This is a genomic window from Actinoplanes lobatus, assembly GCF_014205215.1.
Lineage (GTDB): Bacteria > Actinomycetota > Actinomycetes > Mycobacteriales > Micromonosporaceae > Actinoplanes > Actinoplanes lobatus.
On sequence record NZ_JACHNC010000001.1, the window covers coordinates 4,304,284 to 4,326,576 of the forward strand.

General features: G+C 71.2%; 16 protein-coding genes. 8 read left to right on the forward strand and 8 right to left on the reverse strand.

From position 1 onward, the window contains the following. Positions 1–23: 23 nt before the first annotated feature. The 3 genes from ctaD to BJ964_RS19995 form a co-directional block, all read right to left on the reverse strand. Complete coding sequence (ctaD, locus tag BJ964_RS19985) at positions 24–1,781, reverse strand: aa3-type cytochrome oxidase subunit I (protein WP_188122075.1); 1,758 nt, start codon at positions 1,779–1,781, stop codon at positions 24–26. A 103-nt stretch (positions 1,782–1,884) separates the two neighbouring features. Then, positions 1,885–2,631, reverse strand: coding sequence for an SGNH/GDSL hydrolase family protein (locus BJ964_RS19990; protein WP_188122076.1), 747 nt, complete (start codon positions 2,629–2,631; stop codon positions 1,885–1,887). Between the two features lie 81 nt (positions 2,632–2,712). Beyond that, positions 2,713–4,077: an NAD-dependent succinate-semialdehyde dehydrogenase gene (locus BJ964_RS19995; RefSeq protein ID WP_229807365.1), complete on the reverse strand. Its 1,365-nt coding sequence runs from the start codon at positions 4,075–4,077 to the stop codon at positions 2,713–2,715. A 74-nt stretch (positions 4,078–4,151) separates the two neighbouring features. Between BJ964_RS19995 and BJ964_RS20000 the strand changes: the two genes are divergently transcribed. The 3 genes from BJ964_RS20000 to BJ964_RS20010 are packed head-to-tail and all read left to right on the forward strand — an operon-like array spanning position 4,152 to position 8,029. Further along, positions 4,152–5,021: a LysR family transcriptional regulator gene (locus tag BJ964_RS20000; protein WP_188122078.1), complete on the forward strand. Its 870-nt coding sequence runs from the start codon at positions 4,152–4,154 to the stop codon at positions 5,019–5,021. Positions 5,022–5,070: 49 nt separating this feature from the next. Then, complete coding sequence (locus BJ964_RS20005) at positions 5,071–6,267, forward strand: FIST signal transduction protein (RefSeq protein WP_188122079.1); 1,197 nt, start codon at positions 5,071–5,073, stop codon at positions 6,265–6,267. Positions 6,268–6,277: 10 nt separating this feature from the next. Further along, the gene (locus BJ964_RS20010; RefSeq protein ID WP_188122080.1) at positions 6,278–8,029 is read left to right on the forward strand and encodes a putative bifunctional diguanylate cyclase/phosphodiesterase; all 1,752 of its coding nucleotides are present in this window, start codon (positions 6,278–6,280) and stop codon (positions 8,027–8,029) included. Between the two features lie 3 nt (positions 8,030–8,032). Here the strand turns inward: BJ964_RS20010 and BJ964_RS20015 are convergent, their stop codons facing one another. Next, positions 8,033–8,530 carry a Uma2 family endonuclease gene (locus tag BJ964_RS20015; RefSeq protein ID WP_229807366.1) on the reverse strand — a complete coding sequence of 166 codons (498 nt, stop codon included), beginning with the start codon at positions 8,528–8,530 and terminating at the stop codon, positions 8,033–8,035. Positions 8,531–8,667: 137 nt separating this feature from the next. Beyond that, positions 8,668–9,699 carry a hypothetical protein gene (locus BJ964_RS20020; protein ID WP_188122081.1) on the reverse strand — a complete coding sequence of 344 codons (1,032 nt, stop codon included), beginning with the start codon at positions 9,697–9,699 and terminating at the stop codon, positions 8,668–8,670. 116 nt (positions 9,700–9,815) lie between these two features. On the opposite strand from BJ964_RS20020, the gene BJ964_RS20025 reads away from it, so the two are divergent. Further along, on the forward strand, positions 9,816–10,979 hold the full coding sequence (locus BJ964_RS20025; RefSeq protein WP_188122082.1) for an MFS transporter: 1,164 nt from the start codon (positions 9,816–9,818) through the stop codon (positions 10,977–10,979). Positions 10,980–11,002: 23 nt separating this feature from the next. Further along, positions 11,003–11,350, forward strand: coding sequence for a hypothetical protein (locus tag BJ964_RS20030; protein WP_188127048.1), 348 nt, complete (start codon positions 11,003–11,005; stop codon positions 11,348–11,350). A gap of 5 nt (positions 11,351–11,355) precedes the next feature. Here the strand turns inward: BJ964_RS20030 and BJ964_RS20035 are convergent, their stop codons facing one another. Further along, positions 11,356–11,619: a hypothetical protein gene (locus BJ964_RS20035; protein WP_188122083.1), complete on the reverse strand. Its 264-nt coding sequence runs from the start codon at positions 11,617–11,619 to the stop codon at positions 11,356–11,358. Between the two features lie 315 nt (positions 11,620–11,934). Here BJ964_RS20035 and BJ964_RS49115 point away from each other — a divergent pair, with 315 nt between their 5' ends. Next, positions 11,935–12,609, forward strand: coding sequence for a DivIVA domain-containing protein (locus BJ964_RS49115; protein ID WP_407650812.1), 675 nt, complete (start codon positions 11,935–11,937; stop codon positions 12,607–12,609). 58 nt (positions 12,610–12,667) lie between these two features. On the opposite strand, the gene BJ964_RS20045 is transcribed toward BJ964_RS49115, so the two are convergent. Then, a complete protein-coding gene (locus BJ964_RS20045; RefSeq protein WP_188122085.1) occupies positions 12,668–14,293 on the reverse strand; it encodes a M28 family metallopeptidase in 1,626 nt (541 codons plus the stop codon). Between the two features lie 222 nt (positions 14,294–14,515). Here BJ964_RS20045 and BJ964_RS20050 point away from each other — a divergent pair, with 222 nt between their 5' ends. Both BJ964_RS20050 and BJ964_RS20055 read left to right on the forward strand, forming a co-directional pair. After that, positions 14,516–14,872, forward strand: coding sequence for a VOC family protein (locus BJ964_RS20050; RefSeq protein ID WP_188122086.1), 357 nt, complete (start codon positions 14,516–14,518; stop codon positions 14,870–14,872). A gap of 64 nt (positions 14,873–14,936) precedes the next feature. Beyond that, a complete protein-coding gene (locus BJ964_RS20055; RefSeq protein WP_188122087.1) occupies positions 14,937–19,112 on the forward strand; it encodes a tetratricopeptide repeat protein in 4,176 nt (1,391 codons plus the stop codon). Between the two features lie 38 nt (positions 19,113–19,150). Here BJ964_RS20055 and BJ964_RS20060 read toward each other — a convergent pair whose 3' ends face one another. Beyond that, entirely contained in the window at positions 19,151–22,210 is a 3,060-nt protein-coding gene (locus tag BJ964_RS20060; protein ID WP_188122088.1) for an RICIN domain-containing protein, read from the reverse strand. Between the last annotated feature and the right edge of the window lie 83 nt (positions 22,211–22,293).

Sequence of the window (22,293 nt, forward strand, 5' to 3'; positions counted from 1 at the left end):
CACAGGCCTGGGGCCGGCCGTGGTCAGCGGTCCACGTCGGTGCCGATGTCCTCGCTGTAGGTGGCGCCGCCGTCGGACTCCTTGTGGAGCGGGCGGGCGCCGCCCTCGGGCGGGCCGGCCAGCGACTGCTCGCCGGCGGCCAGGTGCGGGAACTTCAGGTCGAAGGCCGGGCGCTCGGAGCGGATCCGCGGCATGTGGTCGAAGTTGCGCAGCGGCGGCGGGGTGCTGGTGGCCCACTCCAGCGAGTTTCCGTGGCCCCACGGGTCGTCGGCGGTGACCACCTTGCCGATCTTGTACGACTTCCACACGTTGTAGACGAACGGCAGCGTGGCGATGCCCAGGATGAAGGAGAAGACCGTGGAGAACGTGTTGAGGAAGGTGAACCCGTCGCTCGGCAGGTAGTCGGCGTACCGCCGGGGCATGCCCTGGGTGCCGAGCCAGTGTTGCACCAGGAACGTGCCGTGGAAGCCGATCATCGTGAGCCAGAAGTGGACTTTGGCGAGGCGTTCGTCGAGCATCCGGCCGAACATCTTCGGGAACCAGAAATAGATGCCGGCGAACACCGCGAACACGATCGTGCCGAAGAGCACGTAGTGGAAGTGGGCGATCACGAAGTACGAGTCGGAGACGTGGAAGTCGATCGGCGGCGAGGCCAGCAGGACGCCGGAGAGGCCGCCGAACAGGAACGTCACCATGAAGCCGATCGCCCAGAGCATCGGCGACTCGAAGCTGATCTGCCCACGCCACATGGTGCCGATCCAGACGAAGAACTTCATGCCGGTCGGCACCGCGATGAAGAAGCTCAGCAGACTGAAGAACGGCAGCAGCACCTGGCCGGTGGCGAACATGTGGTGCGCCCACACCGACATCGACAGCGCGCCGATCAGCAGGGTGGCCGCGACCAGGCCCTTGTAGCCGAACACCGGCTTACGGCTGAAGACCGGGACGACCTCGGTGATGATGCCGAAGAACGGCAGCGCGATGACGTACACCTCGGGGTGCCCGAAGAACCAGAACAGGTGCTGCCAGAGCATCGGCCCACCGGTCTCCACGTTGAAGACCTGCGCGCCGAGCATCCGGTCGGCGGCCAGGGCGAACAGCGCGGCCGCCAGGAACGGGAAGATCAGGATCACGAGCAGGCTGGTGACCAGCATGTTCCAGGTCAGGATCGGCATCCGGAACATGGTCATGCCGGGCGCGCGCAGACACAGGATCGTGGTGATCAGGTTGACCGCGCCGAGGATCGAGCCGAGGCCACCGATCGCCAGGCCGACCACCCAGGCGTTGCCGCCGATGCCCGGCGAGTGCAGCGAGCTGCTCAGCGGCGTGTACGCGAACCACCCGAAGTCCGCCGCCCCGCTGGGGGTGAGAAACCCGCTCATGGCGGTCAGCGTGCCGAACAGGTACAGCCAGTACGCCAGCGCGTTGAGCCGTGGGAACGCCACGTCCGGCGCTCCGATCTGGATCGGCACCACGTAGTTGGCGAAGGCGAACACGATCGGGGTGGCGAAGAACAGCAGCATGGCCGTGCCGTGCATGGTGAACAGCTGGTTGAACTGCTCCGGCGACAGGATCTGCATGCCCGGTTTGGCCAGCTCGGCGCGCATCAGCAGGGCCATCAGCCCGCCGACCATGTAGAACACGACAGACGTGATCATGTACATGATCCCGATCTGTTTCGCGTCCGTGGTCCGCAGGATACGGGCCAGCGCAGACCCTCTCACCTGCCGGCGAACCGGTTGAGGCCGGATCGGCACCGGCCTCGGGGCGACGGTAGTCATGCACGCTCCTCACCTGCGCATGCGGCTTTTCCTACCTCCCTTTTATAGGCGTCATCCGTCTTAATTAGCCCCGGATCCGAGCAAGAGCGGCATTTCGGTGAGATCAGGCGGTGATCGGCGTCCAGTCGGAGTATTTTGGGGCCCGGTCGTCACCGGACGAGCGCCCCCGCAGCCGCCGCCCGATCCAGGGCAGCACGTGCTCGCCGTAGTAGCGCGCCTCCGTGAGCAGCCGGAACGCGGGCGCCGGCCCCGGGTCGAGCACATGCGGCGGCACCGGCAGACCCAGCGCGGCCAGGATCAGCGAGGCGACCCGGCGGTGCCCGGCCGCGTTGAGGTGCAGCCGGTCAGCCGACCAGTAGACACGGCGGCGCAGCTCCCGGTCACGGAAACAGTCGACGAAGGTGACCCCGTCCAGCGGCATCAGAGCCTCGACGGCCGCGGTGAGCTGCTCGCCGCGCTGCCGGAAGGTGCTGCCGAACGGCAGGTGGTCGGACGGGTCGGCGCCGCTCAGCAGCAGCAGCGGCACCCCGGCCTCCGAACAGCGCCGGACGGCCTGCTTGGTGAGGTCGATCAGGTGCTCCACCGAGGCGCCCCGGCGCAGCATGTCGTTGCCGCCGCCGTTGAAGGACACCAGCGTCGGCGCGGGGGACAGGGCCAGGGCGGCCTCGAGCTGATCGCGGACGATCGGCTCCAGGAGGCGGCCGCGGATGGCGAGGTTCGCATACTCCACCGGACCGTCGGCGGCCAGGCCGGCGGCGACCAGGTCGGCCCAGCCACGCTCGGTGCCGTCCGGAAGCGTGTCACCGAGGCCCTCGGTGAAGCTGTCGCCGATCGCTACGTAACGCTTCATGTGTCTTCTCCCGTGCCGTGGAACGGACCGACGCTATCCGATCGCCGGGCCGCTCCACGAGCCGTCAGGGAGCGACCTGGATCACGGCCAGTCGACGCTCAGGTACTGCGTCTCCTGGAACTCGCGCAGGCCGTCCCGGGCGCCCTCACGGCCCAGGCCGCTCTGCTTCACCCCGCCGAACGGCGCCGACGGGTCGGACACCAGCCCGCGGTTGACGCCCACCATGCCCGCGTCGATCGCCTCGCCGAGACGCAGGGCACGGGCCAGATCACCGGAGAAGACGTACGCGGCCAGGCCGTACTCGCTGTCGTTGACCAGGTCGAGCAGCTCGTCCTCGCCGGTCCAGGTGGTGATCGCGGCCACCGGGCCGAAGATCTCCTCCTGGAGGATCTCCGCGTCCGCCGGCACGCCGGTCAGCACGGTCGGCGGGTAGAACCAGCCCGGCCCGTCCGGGACGGCGGCACGGTGGCTGATCCGGGCGCCCGCCGCGACGGCCTCCGCCACGGTACGGGTGACCCGCCGCAGCGCGGCCGCACTGATCAGCGGCCCGATGGCGTCCGCCGGCATCTTCTCGACGGCGGCGCCGAACCGGGCCGTGAACTCCCCGGCCACCGCGGCGTGCACGTAGAACCGGTTCGCCGCGGTGCACGCCTGCCCGCCGTTGCGGAACTTGGCGATCATCGCCCCGGCCACCGCGGCGTCCAGGTCGGCGTCGTCGGCCACGATGAACGGCGCGTTGCCGCCCAGCTCCATCGACGAGTTGACCACCCGGTCGGCGGCGTGCCGCAGCAGCACCCGGCCCACCGCCGTACTGCCGGTGAAGGAGATCTTCCGGACCCGCTGGTCGTTCAGCCACGCCCCGACCACACCGGAGGAGTCGGTGGTGGTGACCACGGTGACCACCCCGTCCGGCAGCCCGGCCTCGCGGAGCAGCTCTCCGATGGCGAGCGCGGTGAGCGGGGTCTCGGCGGCCGGCTTGACCACCGCGGTGCAGCCGGCGGCGAGCGCCGGGCCGATCTTGCGGGTGATCATCGCGGCCGGGAAGTTCCACGGCGTGACCAGCGCGGCCACGCCCACCGGGCGGTGGGTGACCAGGGTACGGGTACCGCCGGCCGGGGACTCGCCGAAGTCGCCGCCGGGCCGGACCGCCTCCTCGGCGAACCACCGGAAGAACTCGGCCGCGTACGTCACCTCGCCGAACGCGTCGGACAGGGACTTGCCGTTCTCCCGCCGGATCAGGGCGGCCAGCTCGTCGCGGTCGCGCAGCATCAGTTCGAACGCCCGGTACAGGATCTCCGAGCGCCGCCGGGGCGCGGTCCCCGCCCAGCTCCGGAACGCCGCCGAGGCCGCGTCGACAGCGGCCCGCGCGTCGGCGACGCCCTGGTCGGGGACCTCCGTGATGGTCTGCAACGTGGCGGGGTCGACCACGGGAAAGAGGGTGCTCACGCGGTCCAGTCTCGAACCGGAGACCATGCCCGTCCATTACCATCTGGGCAGCCCACCTATGCCTGGGAGGCATGATGGAGTTGCGGCACCTGCGCTATTTCGTGGCCACCGCCGAAGCGGGCACGGTCAGCGGCGCGGCCGCCCGGCTGCATCTCACCCAGCCCGGTCTGTCCCGGCAGCTCCGCCAGCTGGAGAAGGATCTCGGCGTGCCGCTCTTCGACCGGGCCGGCAGCCGGCTGGAGCTGTCGACCACCGGGCGGGCGCTCCTGCCGCAAGCCCGTGACCTGCTACAACGTGCCGACGCGCTGAGGGTGGCGGCGTCCTTCCACGCGCAGGGACGTCTCGAACGGCTGACCATCGGGGCGCCGACCGTGACGCTGACCGACGTGGTGGCGCCGTTCATCGCCACCCTGGCCCCGGACGACCCGACCACCGACGTACTGGGGGCGGACGGTCTCTCCCCGGCGGAGACCCTCCGGCTGGGCGCCGATCTGGCCATCGGGACGACTCCCGCGTCACCGCCGTTCCACCAGACGTCCCTCGCGGTGCTGCCGGTGTGGGCCTACGTTCCCGCCGGCCACCAGTGGGCCGGGCGGGAGGCCGTCACACTCGCCGAGCTGCTCACCCAGACGCTGATCCTGCTGCCGAAGACGTTCACCGCGCGGCAGGCCCTCGACGCCGTCATGCCCGGGATCTCCGCCGTCGAGGCGGCCAACGGCACCGTCGCCCAGGCACTGGCCGCCGCGGGGCGGGGAATCGCCATCGCCTCGGACGATCCCCGCTTCGGCCTGACCCCGCTGGGGGTGGAGGCGAACGGCCGCCGGCTCTCCATCCGGCTGGTCGCCGTCTGGGACTCCCGCCATGCCGCCGCCACCACGATCGGCCGCTTCGCCGCCCGCCTGGGCCGCTTCGTCCGCGACCGCTACGACGCCCCCGCCGCCTGACCCCACGATCTTTCTCAGGCCCGGTGGCCCCCTGCCGATTCACTGCGACATGGATCGCAGTGTCAGCACTCACCGGGACGGCCGCTGGTTCGGCACGGGGCACAGCACGCTCACCGACCCGGGCGCCGCGGGAGCCGAGGCGGCCGCGGCCGCGATCACCGGAACCGACCCGGTAGTGGTGTTCGTGTTCTGCTCGGTCGGCCATCACACGGCGGAGATGCTCGACGCCGTCCGTGAGCGGGTCGCCGCGGACACCGTGATCGTCGGATGCAGCACCTCGGGACAGCTGTCCGGCGGCGCCACCAGCAAGGACGGTGTGGTCGTGGCGGCCTGGGGCGGGGCCGGCTTCACCGTCCGTACCCATGTCTCCCGCGACATCTCGAACCGCCTGCGCGACTCCGGCGTCGAGGCCGCGTCGTGCCTCGGCGCGGTCGGCCACCCGCACCGGGCGCTGCTGATGCTCGGCGACGGCCTGGCCGGCAACCAGCACGAGATCGTGCGCGGCGCGTTCTCGGTGGCCGGCGCGGCCGTCCCCCTGGTCGGCGGCTGCGCCGGCGACCAGCTGACCTTCACGCGCACCTACCAGTTCCACGGCGGCCGCGACGGCGTGGAGATCCTGTCCGACGCGCTGGTCGGCGTCGCCATCGGCTCGGACGCGCCGCTCGGGGTGGGCATCTCCCACGGCTGGCGCAAGACCGGCTCGGCGATGATCGTCACCCGCAGCCAGGGCGGCCGGGTCCACGAGCTGGACGGTGAACCGGCGCTCGACGTGCTGCTGCGGCTGCTCGGCCTGGACGAGTCGATCCTCGACGACCCGGACGCGTTCCGGCAGGTGACGTTCCCGCACCCGCTGGGCCTGTCCCGGCGCAGCGGCGAGGACATCCGGGTGATCCACGACGGCGACCGGTCGGACCGTTCCGTGGTCTGCCTGGCCGACGTACCGGAGGGCGCGCTCGCCTGGCTCATGGAGACCGACCCGGGCGCGCTCGCCGCCGCGGCCGGCGAGTCCGGCCGGCAGGCGCTGGACATGCTGGCCGGCCGCCCGGCTCTGGGCAGCCTGGTCTTCGACTGCTCGGCCCGCCGGGTCACCCTCGGCGAGGACGGCGTCGGCCGCGAGCGCGACGGGCTGCTCGAAGCGCTGCCGGACGTGCCGTTCGCCGGGTTCTACACCAACGGGGAGTTCGCCCGGGTCCGCGGCGCCCTGGGCATGCACCACTTCACCGTGGTCACGCTCGCGCTGGCCTGAGGGAGAATCTGTGAACCACTGGTCCACGCACCAGCTCACCGAGTTCTTCGCGGCGGTCTGCGAGCCCCGCGACGAACAGGCCGCGATCACCGTGGCCGTCGAACGGGCCGCCGAGGTCCTGGAGGCCGAGGTCGCGGCGATGCTGTCCGGCGGCGGCGTCGACGTGGTCCGCGGCGTCGACCGGGACCTGCTGGAAGGCGCCCTGCCGGACGGCCCGTCCCCCGGCGTCCTCGCCCTGCCCGGCCTCGGCGAGGTGCACCTGAGCGTCGCCCGGTTCGGATCCGAGCCGCGCGGGACACTGCTGGTGGCCCGGGCCGGCGAACCGCTCGCCCCGGAGGAACGGCAGCTGCTCCAGGCCATGGGACAGACCCTGGGCCTCGCGCTGCACAACATCGCCCTGCTCACCGCGGAACGGCGGCTGCGTGAGGAACGCGAGCGGGAGGCCGCCGAGCGGCTGGCCCTCGTCGAGTCACTGCGCGAGGCCCGGCACGACTCGCTGACCGGGCTGCCGACCCGGGTGCTGTTCCTGGAGATCCTCGGCGAGAAGCTGGACGCGGGCGGCCCGGTCAGCGTCCTCTTCATCGACCTGGACCGGTTCAAGGCGGTCAACGACAGCCTCGGCCACCGGGCCGGCGACGACCTGCTCGGGCACGTGGCCGGCCGGATCCGGGACTGCCTCGGCTCGGCCGGCACCGGTGCCCGGCTCGGCGGCGACGAGTTCGCCGTGCTGCTCGGCGGCTCCACCACGGAGAACGCCGTGCCGGTGGCCTGGCGGATCATCGAGGCGCTGCGGCGGCCCTTCCGGATCGCCGGGCGGGACGTCTTCATCGGCGCCAGCATCGGCATCGCCACCGGCGCCGCCGGCACCGACCCCGGTGACCTGCTCGGCAACGCCGACGTGGCGATGTACCGGGCCAAGAAGGACGGCCCCGGCAAGGTGATCCTCTTCGAGCCGCGGATGCACGCCGACGCGCTGGCCCGGCTCACCCTCGGCGGCGAACTGCGGCGCGCCCTCGAACTCGACGAGTTCCGCCTGCTCTACCAGCCGTTGATCTGCCTGGAGACCGGCGCCGCCACCGGTGTGGAGGCGCTGGTCCGCTGGTCCCGGCCGGGCCGCGGCTACGTGCGGCCGGCCGAGTTCCTGCCGCTCGCCGAGGAGAACGGGCTGATCACCGACATCGGCCGGTGGGTGCTGCGGGCCGCCGGGGAGCAGGCCGCGCGGTGGCGCCGGACCATCCCCGAGATGACCCTGAACGTCAACGTCTCCGGGCGCCAGCTCACCGACCCGCGGTTCACCGGCGACGTGGAACGGACCCTCGCCGAATGCGGGCTGCCGCCCGCCGCGGTCACCCTCGAGCTCACCGAGTCGGTGCTGATGAGCGACCCGCGTACGGCCATCGCCTGCCTCGGTGACCTGCGTGACCTCGGGGTCGGCCTGGCCGTCGACGACTTCGGCACCGGCTACTCGTCACTGTCCTACCTGCAACGTCTCCCCGTCGACGAGCTGAAGATCGACCGTACGTTCATCAGCCGCGCCGAACCCACCGTCGCCGACCTCGCCGTGATCCGTACCGTCGTCGAACTGGCCCGCACCCTCAAACTGCGCACCGTCGTCGAGGGCGTCGAGACCGAGGAACAGCACCGCGCGATGCGGGAGCTGGGCTGCGACTACGGCCAGGGCTACCACCTGTGCCGCCCGCTGGAGCCGGAGAACATCCCGGCCGCCTTCGCCAACCCCCTGGCCACCTACCCGGGCGGGTAGCCGTCAGGTGCCGAGCCCGTGGTCGGCGGGTGCGGTCTGGAGCAGCCAGGCGAGGGGCATCTTCGCCGTCACCTCGTAGGCGCCGTCGTGGCCGATCGAGTGCAACGTGACCGTCTGCGCGGCGTCTCGGTCGACCAGCCAGTACTTCCCGATCCCCGCGGCGGCGTACTCCTGCACCTTGACGGTCCGGTCCATCGCGGCCGAACCAGGCGAGACGATCTCCACGGCCAGCAGCAGGTCGGTGATCGGTAGCCACACACCTTGGTGCTGGGCAGCCGACCAGAGGGTCAAGTCCGGTATCCGGCCGCCCGAACCCGCAGAGCCGACGAGTTCGATGCCCACCGCCTGGAGGATCTGATCAGCCGGCCAGCCGGCCATCGCCAGCCAGATCATCAGGCGGCTGGCGATCGCGGCGTGCTCGGAATCGGCCGGAGGCATGACCGACAGTGCTCCCTCGGGGCTGAGTTCGTAGCGGTGGCCATGCGGATCGGCCTCATTCATCGCCGCAAGATCATCGAGCGACACGACTGCTGGCATCTGCCTGCCGATTGCCTCAGCGCTCACACCGCCATCCTAGTCACCGGCGGTCCGGGCCGGGAGCGGCGGCGGTAGCGGCCGGGAAGACGCTGCTGGCCTGATCAGCTGAGGGTGGCGGCCTGGAGGTCGACGTTGCCGCAGGTGGGGTGGTGGACGGCGGTGGCGGTCCAGGTGACGGTCAGCCTGGAGCCGGCCTTGGCGCGGTAGCGGATCTCGAAGCGCTGGGTGCTGATCGCCTCGCGGTTCTCCAGCGTGCGGGTGGCGCTCGCGCCGTCCACGGTTACGGTGAGGCGGCCGGCGGCCATCCACACGCCGGCGTAGACACGCAGCGTACGGGTCGCCGGGCCGGCCGGGGCCCGCAGCGTGAAGGTGGCGCCCTGGCCGCAGGCGTAGACCCCGGTCGGGGTGCGGCCGGCCGAGGCGGTCGGGGTGCCGCCGGACCAGCGGTAGAGCTGCGGGTTGTTGTCGTAGCGGCCGCGCGGGCTGCCGCCCAGATCCTCGATCTGGGTGGCGCCGCCGCGGCGGTTCACCGAGTCGGCGCCGGTGAGACCCCAGTGCACCCAGTCGCGGGAGCCCTCGGTGCTCAGGTCGACCAGCGACGGGATCGTGCCCGCCGTGACCGACACCGTGGGCGTGACCGGTGCCGCCGTCGTCGCGGTGGGGGAGTGCGGGGCGGTCGCCGGGACGCGGGTGTTCACCGGGCCGGCCGAGAACGAGGGCGGCGGGGGCGCGATCGAGACCGGCACCTCCGGGTCCACCGACGGGGTCGTCAACGACCAGTAGCCCTCGGGGAGGTCGCCGGGCAGCGGCGCCGGCGGAACGGCCGCGGGCGTGGTGGCCGAGTCGCCGTCGCCGGCCAGCTGGACGATGCCGATCACCACGAGGACGGCGACGGCCGAGGCGGCGGCGAGACGCCACCAGCGGCGGCCGGCGCGGTGCCGCCCGATGTGGATGTCGTCCGTGGCCCCGCCGGGTTTCGCGAGCACGAGCTCCTTCGACGGTGGCGCGGCGGGCAGGGCCCGGCGTCTCGGCCGGCCGGGCAGTGCCCGGGTCTCGGCGGGCGGCCGGCCACCCGAGGCGAGCCAGCCGCCGATCCGCAGCCGGCTGGATCCCTCATCGTCCCGGTCGTGCACCGCTGTGAACTCCGTAAAGTCGTCCGGACGAGAACCGGGACTAACATACGGGTTCCGCCGGGGTCTGTCGATCGACGTACCCCCATAAAATCGAGACGTTTCGTTACCGTGGGCCGGTGCGCACCCGGATCATCGCGATGTCGGCGCTCGCCGCGTCGGCCTTCTGCTACGTGGCCACCGAGACGATGCCCATCGGCATCCTTTCGCTGATCGCGGGAGACCTGGGCGTCTCGCGCGCGGCCGTGGGTCTTCTCATCACCGGGTACGCCGTGACCGTCGCGATCGTGACGATCCCCCTGACCTACGGCACCCGTAACGTCCCGCGCCGCCGGCTGCTCGTCGTCCTGCTGTTCGCCCTGACCGTGGCGAACCTGCTGTCCGCCCTGGCGCCCACCTACGGGGTGCTGCTCGCCGCCCGGCTGGGCGCCGCCCTCTCCCAGGCGATCTTCTGGGCCGTGGTGGCGCCGGTCGTCGCCGCCATGTTCGACGTGACCGTCCGCGGCCGGGTCGGCGCCGTGGTGTTCGCGGGCGCGTCGCTCGGCCCGATGCTCGGAGTCCCGGCCGGCACCTGGCTGGGCCAGCAGTACGGCTGGCGGTCCGCGTTCCTGGCCCTGACCGGGCTCGCGCTGGCCGCCTTCGTCACGCTGCTCGCCGGCATGCCGGACGTACGGGTCGCGGAGACGCACGCGGCCACCGGCACCAGTCCGGACGCCCGCCGGTACGCCGTCGTCGTCGCGGTGACCACCCTGTCGGTGGCCGGGCTGTACACGGCTTTCACGTACACCGAGGTGTTCCTGACCGCGGTGACCGGGTTCGCGGCCGCCGCCGTCGCACCCCTGCTGCTGGCCCGCGGCATCGCCGATTTCGCGGGCATCGCGGCGGGCGGCTACGCCGGTGACCGCTGGCAGCGCGGCGCCGTCGCCGGATCGGTGCTGCTGGTCGCGGCCGCCCTGATCGCCCAGTACGCGGCCGGCGAGTCCCGTTCGGTGACCGCGGTCCTGCTGGCGGTCACCGGGTTCGGCATCGGCGCGCTCACCCCGGCCCTCCAGAACCGGGTCCTCGAGGTGGCGCCCGGCAGCACCGACATGGCCTCGGCCGGCAACTCGGTGGCGTTCAACGTCGGCATCGCGGGCGGCTCGCTGCTCGGCGCGGCCGTGCTCAGCGGACCGGGCGCCCGGGCGACCGCGCTGGCCGGCGGACTGCTGGCCCTGGCGGCGCTGCTGCTCTTCGCGGCCGAGCCGGTGATCGTCCGCCGGACCCCGGTGACGATCCGCAGGTGAGCGCCCTGGCAAGCTTCCGAGTCGTGGAAGCATTGCGGCTGATTCTTCTTTTCATACACCTGGTCGGGTTCGCGCTGCTGCTCGGCGGCGCCATCACGCAGTTCCTGTCCGGCAAGTTCCGGATCAACCCGGCGATCCTGTGGGGCTCCATCATCCAGCTGGCCAGCGGCATCGCGCTCTCCGCGCCGCTGCGTGGCGGCGGCGACGATGAGCCCAACCCGGTCAAACTCGGCGTCAAGCTGCTCCTCGCTGTGATGATCTTCATCATGGTCTTCATCCCGCGGAAGCGCGACGAGGTCAACAAGGGTCATTTCATCGGCATCATCACGCTCACCCTGGTGAACGCGGCCGTCGCCGTCTTCTGGCACTGAGCGCGCTAGCAGTACAGCTTGTAACCGGCGTCGAACCCGCGGTCGAGCCCCACCATGTAGCCACGGATGTAGTCGTCGACCTTGTAGCTCGGCTCCCGGATCGGTTTCTTGCAATCGGTCCGGGCGGCCTCCATCCCGTACGCGAAGCCGTCCTTGTATCCCTGCCGGAACTCACGCCCACCGGGCGGCGCGGCGGCGGTGGCCGGCGCGACCGGGCTCAGCATGGCCGTGATCAGGCAGAACACGATTCCGAATCGTCTTGCCCTCATGTTCGCCGAATCTACGCCGGGAGCCGGGCCGTGTCCGCCGGATCCGGCGATCCGCCTTTATCACGTTCGCGCCGCCGATGCGGGGTAACGTGCGAGTCTGCTCAGCGCCCGCGAACTCCAGTGTGATGCGGACGTCCGGGACGTGCGCGCCGCTGCGGCATGCCGGTAGTCTCGGTGGGATTTCGCGGGGCCCCAGCCTGCTTGATCATGCCCACGGCAGGGGCACAGGGCCGTTGCGTAGGATTTCGGGCCGCACGACCCAAACGAGGGGAACCGAGGAGCACGATGCCGCTCACTCCAGCTGACATTCACAACGTGGCGTTCAAGAAGCCGCCGATCGGGAAGCGCGGATACGACGAGGAAGAGGTCGACGCCTTCCTGGACGAGGTGGAGGGCGAGCTCACCCGCCTCCTGGAGGAGAACGGCGCCCTGAAGGACACGCTCGCGCGCGGCGGGGGCGGGGGCGGCGGCAACCCGGCCGCGACCATGGTCCTCAACAACGAGTTCGCCGACCTGGCCGCCCAGCTGGAGCGGCTCCAGGAGGCCCGGGCCCGCGCCGAGCAGAACGCGCGGGGCATGCAGGCCCAGCTCGAGCGGGCGCGCAGCCAGGCCGCCCCGTCCGGTGCGATGCCGACCATCGCCGGCGACGACGACCGCAACTCGCGGGTGCTGATGATGGCTCAGCGGACCGCCGACGAGCACATGCGCGACGCGCAGCGCGAGTCGGAGACGGTGATCACCAACGCCCGCGACAAGGCCGACCAGCTCACCAGCGAGGCGCAGATCAAGGCGGCCACCATCGAGTCGGACGCCCGCCGCAACCACACCGAGGCCATGGACAGCCTGGTGGAGAAGCGGTCCGCCGCGCTCGACGAGATCGAGCGGCTGGCCCAGCTCGCCACCAGCTACCAGGATGCGCTGACCAACCACGTCCAGCAGCAGCTGATGGACCTGACCGCGGCGCCCGAGCCGGGCGGCCGCGACGTCTGAGCGGCGAACGCAGGAAGGCCCGCCCCGATGCCGGGGCGGGCCTTCCGCGTTCAGTGCGTCACGCCTCCGGGCGCTGGACGTGCTCGGCGCCACCGTCACCGGTGTTGAAGGTGCCCTCCGGACCGGCCGGGGCCGGCAGCTTGATCGGCTTACCGGGGACCGGCTTGCCCTTCACACCGTTCACCGACTCGGTCGAGAAGGCGTAGGTGAGCTGGGCGAAGGCGATCAGGTCGCTGTTGATCTCGAGAGCCTTCAGGTCCAGGTTGTCGATCGTGTCGCCGGGCTGGTGGTAGTTCGGGTCGAACGACGCGCCCGCCGTGCCACCCCAGATCGCCGCCTGCTCCTCGGTCTTGACGACCTCGGCGCCGGTGAAGAGGCCACCCGACGCGATGCCCGCCTCGATGAAGGCCTGGTAGTCGGAACGGCCGGAGAACTCGGCGTCGTCGTACGGCTGGCCCTTCCAGGTGTAGTACGACTCGAAGAGGTCCTCGAGCGCGGTCGAGCCCTCCGGCACCACGACCGGCGCCGGGAACGACGACTGGTCCGCGTCGTACACCTGGAAGATGTAGTTCGGCGAGCCGACCATGTCGTAGTTCAGGTACAGCGCGATCTTGTCCTTCTCGGCCTGCGGCAGCTCCTCGACGTACGCCGTGGAACCGATCAGGCCCTCCTCCTCGGCGCCCCAGAAGGCGAACCGCAGGCTGTTCTGCGGCTTGCTCCTGGCCAGGGTCAGCGCGGTCTCCAGGATCGCGGCCGAGCCGGAGCCGTTGTCGTTGATGCCCGGGCCGTCGGTCACGCTGTCCAGGTGCGAGCCGGCGAACACGATGTTGTTCTTGTTCTTGCCGGGCAGGTCGGCGATCACGTTGTAGTCGGTCCGGGTCTCCGACGGCAGCACCAGCACGTGCGCGGTCGAGCCGGCCGCGGCCAGCGCCGAACCGTCGGCGAAGCTGGCGCCGACCACCGGGATGGTGACACCGTGGTCCACACCCAGGGTGCCGACGATCAGGCCCTCACGGGTCGGGTCGTTGCCCTGGTTGAAGATGATCACGGCTTCCGCGCCGGCCGCCTGCGCGGTCTGTGCCTTGACGGCGAAGCTGCACGTGCCCCGCTGAACGAGCGCGATGTCGTTGGCGCCGGTGAAGTCCAGTCCGGTGTAGTCGGTGGCCTCGCAGGCGCTGGTGGAGGCCCGGTCGCCGGTCAGGTTGATGTCCACCGGGATGACCGTGCCGGTGACCTCACCGGACTGGCTGTTGGTGAAGGCGCCGGTCGCGTACTCCGCGTTCGCCGGGGTGAGCTGCTCTAGCAGCGCCGGGTAGTTGAAGGTGAACTCGAACGGGTCCAGAGTCACCTTGTAACCGGCCTTGCGAAGCAGCGCCGACACGTAGCGGACGCTGTTCGCATACCCCTCGGTGCCCGCGGCACGACTGCCCGGGTAGTACACGTCGTCGTTCCGGTCGGCGATCTTCTGGAACGCCTTCAGGTGGTCCAGCACGCCGTCCACCGTCACGCACTTCAGCACCTCGGCGTACGTGTCGTTGGCGGTCTTGTCGCACCGGTCGCCATGCCCGTGACCGCCCGCCGACGCGGCGGTGGCCGGGGCGACGGTCAGTACGGTGGCGACGGCCGCCGCGCTGATGACTCGGAACGATCGACGCCGGGTTGGCGTCACGTCGTCGTGACTCATCTATCTGCTCCCCCTGTCCTTTTTGGAACCAGGATCACGTTAGAAGACACGAGCGTCGATGGCCAGGCCCTTGCGACGTGGACAAACCGCAGGCCAGCAGAAAGGCCCGAGTGGGGACAGGCCGATAACGGTCGCCGTCCACGCGAAGGCGATGAAATCGATCGACGAGCTCTCCCGGGAACCGGAAGCGGATCGTCCGTAACCGGTCCTAGCCTGTCCGGCATGGCTATCGCTCGTTTCCCCAGCATCGTCATCGACTGTCCGGAGCCGGCCGTGCTCGCCAGGTTCTACGGCGAGATGCTCGACTGGCCCGCGAAGATCTCCGAGGACTGGGCCGATGTCCGCGCCGACTACGGCCAGCGCATCTCTTTTCAGCAGGTGGCCGACTTCCGGCCGCCGGTCTGGCCGGACCAGGAGGCACCCCAGCAGATGCATCTCGACGTGACCGTCGACGACCTGGACACCGCGGAGGCCGCGGTTCTCGCGCTCGGCGCCACCAAGCACCGGCACCAGCCGGGCACCACGTTCCGGGTCTTCCTCGACCCGGCCGGCCACCCCTTCTGTCTCTGCGCGAGCTAGCGGATCGGCCGGATCCGACCGGTGTCCGATGTGCACGTTCCCTGCCTGGCGGATATCGTCAGGCATGGTTTCCGGCCTGGTGGTCGACGACACCCATGTCGAGATGGTGGCCGGCGGCGCCCGGATCGGGCCACGGCGGCAGATCGGCGAGGCGGACGAGAGCCTGCTCGCCGACCTCGGTGAACGGTATGTGCGCGCGGTCCGTGCCGGGTCCGCCCACGAGGTCTTCGTGGGCCTGGGCCGGGAGCTGTGGGCCTGGCTGGAGGGTGGGGACGGCCGGCTCACCGCGCTGCTGGACCGGGCCACGGCGCCGGTCGTCTTCGAGGTCCGTGGCCCACGGGTTCCGTCGGCGCGGGCCTGGGCGGTGCTGCGGGCGCCGTTCGAGCTGCTGGCGCACCCGGCCGGGGGGTTCCTGGCCGGGGACGCGCTGTCCCGGTTCTGCGTGGTGCGCCGCCTGGGCCGCCCGGCCGCGCCGCCGGAGCCGGACGGGTTCCGGCTCGGCCTGGCCTTCATGGCGTCGTCGCCGCGGCGGCAGCACGAACTCGACTTCGAGGCCGAGGAGGCGGCGATCCTCCGGGCCGTCGACGAGACGCGGGTCGATCTGGTCGTCGAGGACACCGGCAACCCGGTACAGCTCGGCCGCCGGCTCGCCGACGTGGGCGGCCTGCCGGTGGTGCACCTGTCCTGCCACGGCACGAACCGGCATCCGGGTCATTCCGGGGCGCCGGTGCTGCTCATGGAGGACGAGGTCGGCGACGACCTGACGGTCACCGCGGCGTCGCTGGTGGAGTCGCTGGGCCGGATGCCGCGGTTGCTGTTCGTGTCGGCCTGCCTGACGGCAACGGCGGCGACCGAGGAGGGGCATCTGCCGGGCGGGGCCGGCCGCCGTTCCGGATCTTCCAACCCCGGCGACGGTACGGACGGACTGCTCGCCCACTCGATGGCGACCGCCCTGGTCTCCGCGGGCGTGCCGGCGGTGCTGGGTTGGGACGGCTCGGTCGGCGACCGGGCGGCCACACTGTTCGCCGAGCACCTCTACGCGAGGCTGAGCAACCACACCGACCTGGCCGTGGCGGTCGGGGACGCCCGCCGTGCCCTGCTGAACGCGGCCGACGACACGGTCCGCCCGGACTGGCACCTGGCCCGCCTGTGGCTGGGCCCGTCCGGCGGTGGCCCGCTGGTCTCCGGCCCGAGACGCCGTTCCCGGGTGTCCCCGGTCCGCGGCACCAAGGTCTTCCTGGACCGCAAACGCAACGTCCCGGTGGCCGACCCGGAGATGTTCGTGGGCCGCCGCCCGGAGTTGCAGCGGGCCCTGCGGGCGCTGCGTCCCGGTGGCCTGGCCGGGGTGCTGCTGTACGGCCAGGGCCGTCTCGGCAAGTCGAGCCTGGCGGCCCGGATCGCCGACCGCCGCCCCGACCTGACCCCGGCCGTCGTCCACGGCGACTACTCGGCCGCCGCGATCCTCGACGTGGTCGCCGAAGCGGTCCGCGCCGATTCCACCGCCCGTACTCTGGTCGCCGCCCGCCGGAAACTCGCCGAGGACGTGCCGGAGGCACTGGAGGCGCTGCTCAGCGACCTGCTGACCGGGCCGTGCGCGCAGACGCAGGACGGGCTGCCTCTGCTGCTCGTCATCGATGACCTGGAACAGGTGTTGCGAGTCGGGAGGTCGGGTCTGCCGACGGTGGTCCCGGAGGCGGCGCCGGTGCTGACCGCGGTGCTGCGAGCCTTCGACCCGGCCGGGACCGACAGCCGGGTGCTGCTCACCAGCCGGTTCCGCTTCACCCTGAACGGACTGGAGGAGCGGCTCAAGCCGGTTTCGTTGCGGCCGCTGTCCACCGTCGCGCAGCACAAACTGCTGAGCCGGCAGCGGGCCCGGGTCAGCCCGGAACGGCGGGCTGAGCGGTCCACGCTGGCGGAGCGCGCCGTCGAGGTCAGCCGGGGGAATCCCGGGTTGCAGGACCTGATCGCGTCCCGGCTGGTCCTCAACGAGCAGGTGGATCTCGCGAGGGCCGAAGCGGTGGTCGCGGACATGGAGGGATACCTGAACCGGGGCGAGTCACCGGCGGAGGCGACGGTCCGGGACTTCCTGGAGAACATGGCTCTGGACGCGCTGCTGCAACAGGCCGGGCCGGAGCACCGGGCCCTGCTGCGGGATCTCACCGTCTTCCGGATGCCCGTGCCGAAGGCGGTGGTGACCGCGCTGGCCCGGCGGTCCCGTGGTTCCGCGGCCCGGCTCCTCGGCCTGGGACTGGTGGACGCCTCGCCGGACATCTTCGACCCGCGAAAACTGGCCCTGGCCACGAACGCCCTGGTCGCCGGCCGGCTCGACCCACTCGCCGGCACCGAGAGCGCGGAACTGGCCCGGATCGCCGTCGAGCCGCTGTTCACGGCCTGGGGTGGCACCGATCGGCCGGATGAGCGAGGCGGAGACCTGGGTCTGCAACTGACCCTGCTCGCCCTGCTGGCGGAGAACCCGGAGATCGTCGCCTCCTGCGCCGACGACGCGACGTTCGCGCTTCGTGGCGGACCGGCCGCGGAGGCGTTCCGGCTCGGCCGCGACGCGATCGAGATGCTCGACCGGCATCAGCACCATGTCCCGTCGCCTCTCCTGCGGCATGTCGCCCAGGCCGCCCACACCAGCGGTGAGATCGACGAGGCCGTCCGCCTGTTCCGGATCGCCTATCAGCGCACGCAAGCCGACGATTCCTCCGAGCGGGCGGCAGTGCTGGAGAAGGCCCGGACCACGGCCGACTACGGCGTCTTCCAGATGGAGCGCGGTGAGCTCGGCCAGGCCGGTGAACTGCTGGGAATCGCCCACGATCTGTTCCTGGCGGAGGGCTCCGAACGGGAGGCGGCGATCTGCCAGAGCGCCATCGTCGCCATCCTCTACCGGCGCGGTGAGTACGACGTGGCCCTCCGGCTCTGCCGGGACGTCGTTCTGCCGGTACTGGGGCGTCTCGGTGACCAGCGGGATGTGGCGGTCTGCTGGGGTCAGATCGCTGACATCCTGCACAAGCACGGCGACTTCGACGAGGCTCAGCGGATCCGCAGGGAGATCGAGCTACCGGTGTACGAGCGCCTCGGCGACGAGAACGCGATCGCCGTCGTCTGGAGCCAGGTCGCCGACATCACCCACGAGCGCGGCGATTTCGACGAGGCTCTGCGGATTCGCCGTGAACTCGTCCTGCCGGTCTACAAGCGATTGGGAAACGTCCAGTCGATCGCTCAATGCTGGGGTGAGATCGCCAGCGCCCATTACTGGCGCGGTGAGTTCGACGAGGTTCTCCGGATCCGCCGTGAAGTGGTGCTGCCGGTGTACGAGCGGCTCGGCGACGAGCGTGCGGTCGCGATGTGCTGGGGTGAGATCGCCGATGTCCTGCACCAGCGCGGCGACTTCGACGAGGTGTTGCGGATTCGTCGTGAGGTGGAGTTGCCCGCCTACGAGCGGCGCGGGGACGTGCTCGCGGCCGCCCTGTGCTGGGGCAAGATCGCGACGGCTCTGTTCGCGCGTGGTGAGCACGACGAGGCTCTCCGGATTCTTCGTGAGTCGGAGTTGCCGGTGCACGAGCGGCTCGGCAATGTCCGCTCGGCCGCCCTGTCCTGGGGCAGGATCGCCGACATCCTCTTCGAGAAGGGCGAATACGACGAGGTCCTGCGAATCCGCCGGGAACACGAGCTGCCGGTCTACGAACGGCTCGGCGACCTCCATTCGCTCGCGGTCACCTGGGGGCAGATCGCGGACGTCCACGCCGCACGCGGTGAGTACGACGAGGCTCTCCGGATTCTTCGTGAGGAGGAGTTGTCGCTCCATGAACGTCGTGGTGACCAGCATGCCATCGCCTTCACGTGGGGCCGGATCGCTGGAATCCTCGAGGCGCAGGGGGACTACGAGCAGGCGCTGGCCCTGCAGACCAAGCGCCTGCACATCAACGAGTCGCTGGGCCTCGCGCACAGCGTCGCCTGGACCAGGCGCGATCTGGGCCTCATCCGCCTGGCGCTGCGGGACCACGCGGCCGGGATCACGCTGTTGTGGGAGTCGTTCCAGGATTTCCAGCGCATCGGGGATGCCGTCGGCTGCGCGTCGGTGGGGCCGAGCCTGTCCCGGCTCCTGATCGCCGCAGGGGCTTCGGAGGAAGCGGAACAGGTCCTGACCGAGACCGTGGCCGCGGCGAACACGGTCGGCGCCGAGGACATCGCCGAGGAGTGCGCACAGCTGCTCGCGCAGGTGGACAAGAAGTGACGGAGGTGGGCGCCGGAGGGCTGGCGCCCACCGGACGGTCAGTGGCGGCGGACCAGGTCCACCCGGTAGGTGGTGTGGTTCGTGCGGTCCTCGCTGGTGGTGGTGACGGTGTGGGTGCGGCCGGAGCGGGTGACCGCGACGACCGCGTACGGGTCGGTGGCGGTCGCTGTCACGCATGCGCGGGACGGGTCCCGGGCCGGGACCCGGTAGGAGGTCACCGACGGGTCGAAGTTCGGGACCGCCTTTCCGTCCACCAGGAGCGCGGCCACCGACGCGTCGGTGCCCAGGCCGGGTGCTCTCGCGTACACCTGGAGCTCGGAGACCGTGAGGTAACCGTCGGGCGTGGGCGTCAGCCGCAGGCAGAACGGGCCGGTGGTGGCGGGGGTGAGCGGGATGTCGACGGCGAGCGAGGTGACCGTGACGGGTGACCCGGCCACCTCGCAGGCCCCGGCGGCCGAGGGCGTGCCGGCCTGGACGGTGGCGGCGATGCCGCCGCCGGAGGCGCTGTCCCGGTAGAAGTGCAGCACCGCGCGCCCGGCCGACGCCCCGTCCGGAAGGGTGACGGTGAGCGTCTCGACCGGGTTGCGCCCGGACGACTTCCAGTTGGACCAGGCCTTGTCGGTGGTGTTGCCGTTGGTGAGCCCGGCCGTCGAGTAGCCGCCCTCGGTGTAGGAGGCGGCCACCGTGAGGCCGTCGACCAGGCCCTCGGACGGCGTGGTGACCTGGACCCGTGCGGTCGCCGGCAGGGTCTGGCCGGGGACGACGGTCGCGGTGCCGGCCACCGTCACCACACCCACCGTCTCGTAGGTTCCGGGATCCCAGGTCACCGGCAGGGTGGCCCGTCCGCCGTGCCGTCCGGTGGCGACCACCGTGGCGGGCATGGCCGGGACACCGCCGGCGTACGCCTTGGCCCGTCCCGGTTCGGTGCCGGTCCAAATGTCGACCGCGACCCTGGCGACCGCCGGGACCTGCTTGCCGAGGGCGTCGGTGGCCGTGCCGCGCACGATCACGGTGCCCGGCTTCCGCCATTTCGAGGCGGCGGGCAGGGTCCAGGTGGCCGGCAGGGCGCGGCTCTCGCCGCTGGGCAGGACGGTGGTCACCGTGGCGGGCAGGTCCGGCACGCGGCCGGGCACGGTGTGGGTCAGTGCGACTTCGGTACGCCCGACGGTCTCGTCCTTGAGTGTCCACCGCTGGTGGGCTCCGGAGCCGGGCTGCCAGACGCCGACCGGCGACCCGTCCGCGGTGGCCTCCCCGCTCACGTCGAGGAGCCGCCGCGCGCCCAGGTTGACCAGCGTGTACGTCCCGTCGCCGGTGGTCGACAGGGTCCACAGCGCACCGTCGTCGACGGTCCCCGCGGTTTCGGTGACCGCCCTACCGTCCCGGACGGCGAGCCGCTGCCCGGTGCCCGCGTTGATCAGCTCGTAGCGCTCACCCGAGACGTTCCGTGCGGTCCACAGTTGGTCGGCGGCGGCCGTGTCGTTGGTCCGGATGACGAGCCCGGCACCGGACGGCGTCAGCGACCGCCTACTGGCCACACCCTCGAACCGGTAGACGTGGTCGGCCCGCAGGTGGGCGGTGTCCTCGGCGCTCACCCGGTCGATCAGGAAGGTGGTGACCGACTGGGCCGGGACGGTGAGGGTGGCCTGCCCGCCGCTCACCCGCACCGGCGTGCCCTGGACCAGTTTGCCGTCGGTGCTGGTCACGACCGGAGTCACAGTCGCCCGATTTGAGACCTTAAATCGGGACAAGTCAAGGGTTACCGTCTCCTCGGCCGCGCCGGGGTTGGAGTGGACGACCGTAGCCCCGGTGGCGTTGACCGCTGCGGCGCTGCGCGTGTCGCTGACCTTGACGAACCGGTCACCCGGCCGGATGTAGTGGGTGAAGTTCCGGATCGTGTCGAACTTGGTGTTCGTCTGGATCGGGCACGTTTGCAGAGTGTCTGATTCATCGCAATTGAACGGAATGTGGATACTGCCCCACTGCAGATTGCCCTCGGCCACCATGTTGTCCGCGTCCTCGACCGGCTGCCACAGCACCCACGCCGACGGCTCCAGCTCCCGCAGGTCGTCGATGATCCGCTGAGCCATCCCGAGGCCCGAGTCCATACCGGTGAAGTCCCTACCCCAGCTGCCCTCGACCTCGCTCATCCACAGCGGCCGCTGCTCGGCCTTGGCGATGTCCCGTACGGCGGTCCGCTGCCCGGTCCCGTACGTGTGCACGTTGATCCGGTCGACGGCGTCCCGGGCGGCCGGCGTGAGGCCGTACCAGTCGGTGACGAGCCGTCCCGGGTTGGTCTCGTCCGGGGCCGCGATCGCCCGCTCCGGCGCGGCGCGCCGCAGCGCCTCGATCACCGCGGCCTGTGACGCGGGCCCGGCGTGCGCGCCCTCCTGACGCCCTCCGGTGGGCCGGCCGTCAGACCCCAGGGTGGTACGCCAGTAGTCCGTGTTCGGCTCGTTGAGCGGCTCGATGGTGTCGACCGTGATGCCGTGCGCCTGCTCCAGGTGCTCGGTGACCCGGACCAGGTAGGTGGCGAAGTCGTCGAGCGTGTCGGTGCGGATCTGGTCGGTGTTCGCGTCGAATCCGCCGCTGACGTACCCGCTGACGGTCTGGAACCAGGGCGGCGAGTTGCTGAACGTCTCCCAGGAGGTGACCCGGTCCTTGATCCGGTCCACCCACCAGCGCTGGTTCGGGTCGGCGTCCCAGTTCCAGTGCTCCGGGTTCTCCGGGTCCCACCAGTCCTTGTCGGTGGGGCCGTAGGTGGCCGGCGCGTTCCACCAGCCCGGCACGTCGCCGCCGGGGCGCAGGTAGGACGGTACGGTCGGGGCGTTGCCGCCGCCGATGTTGTAGCGGGCGATGTTGAGGTTCAGCCCGTCCTCGCCGTAGAGCAGGTCGGCGAGCCGGTCGCGGATCTCGTCGGGGTAGCCGCCGGTGGCGTGGGCGAGCCAGGCGAGGCTGGTGCCCCAGCCCTCCCACTCGGGTCCCCGGTAACTCGGGTCGATGGTGATCGTCGTGGTGGCCGCGGCGGCGGTGGCCGCCGGTGGCGCGGCCAGGGGTGCGGCGGCCAGAAGCGTGGCGGCGAAAAGCGTTCGAATCTTCATCGCAGTCCTAGCGTGCGGGGATGTTTACGTAAACATTTACGAATCTGAATGTCAACGAAGGCGGGCCAGGGCAGTGCCCTGGC

Excerpts from the sequence above, each read along its gene's own strand:
- BJ964_RS20050 (WP_188122086.1), top strand. The coding sequence starts at position 14,516 with ATGGCTATCGCTCGTTTCCCCAGCATCGTCATCGACTGTCCGGAGCCG.
- BJ964_RS20055 (WP_188122087.1), top strand. The coding sequence starts at position 14,937 with ATGGTTTCCGGCCTGGTGGTCGACGACACCCATGTCGAGATGGTGGCC.
- BJ964_RS20060 (WP_188122088.1), bottom strand. The coding sequence starts at position 22,210 with ATGAAGATTCGAACGCTTTTCGCCGCCACGCTTCTGGCCGCCGCACCC.
- BJ964_RS19990 (WP_188122076.1), bottom strand. The coding sequence starts at position 2,631 with ATGAAGCGTTACGTAGCGATCGGCGACAGCTTCACCGAGGGCCTCGGT.
- BJ964_RS20035 (WP_188122083.1), bottom strand. The coding sequence starts at position 11,619 with ATGAGGGCAAGACGATTCGGAATCGTGTTCTGCCTGATCACGGCCATG.
- BJ964_RS20005 (WP_188122079.1), top strand. The coding sequence starts at position 5,071 with ATGGATCGCAGTGTCAGCACTCACCGGGACGGCCGCTGGTTCGGCACG.
- ctaD (WP_188122075.1), bottom strand. The coding sequence starts at position 1,781 with ATGACTACCGTCGCCCCGAGGCCGGTGCCGATCCGGCCTCAACCGGTT.
- BJ964_RS20015 (WP_229807366.1), bottom strand. The coding sequence starts at position 8,530 with ATGAATGAGGCCGATCCGCATGGCCACCGCTACGAACTCAGCCCCGAG.
- BJ964_RS20000 (WP_188122078.1), top strand. The coding sequence starts at position 4,152 with ATGGAGTTGCGGCACCTGCGCTATTTCGTGGCCACCGCCGAAGCGGGC.
- BJ964_RS20045 (WP_188122085.1), bottom strand. The coding sequence starts at position 14,293 with ATGAGTCACGACGACGTGACGCCAACCCGGCGTCGATCGTTCCGAGTC.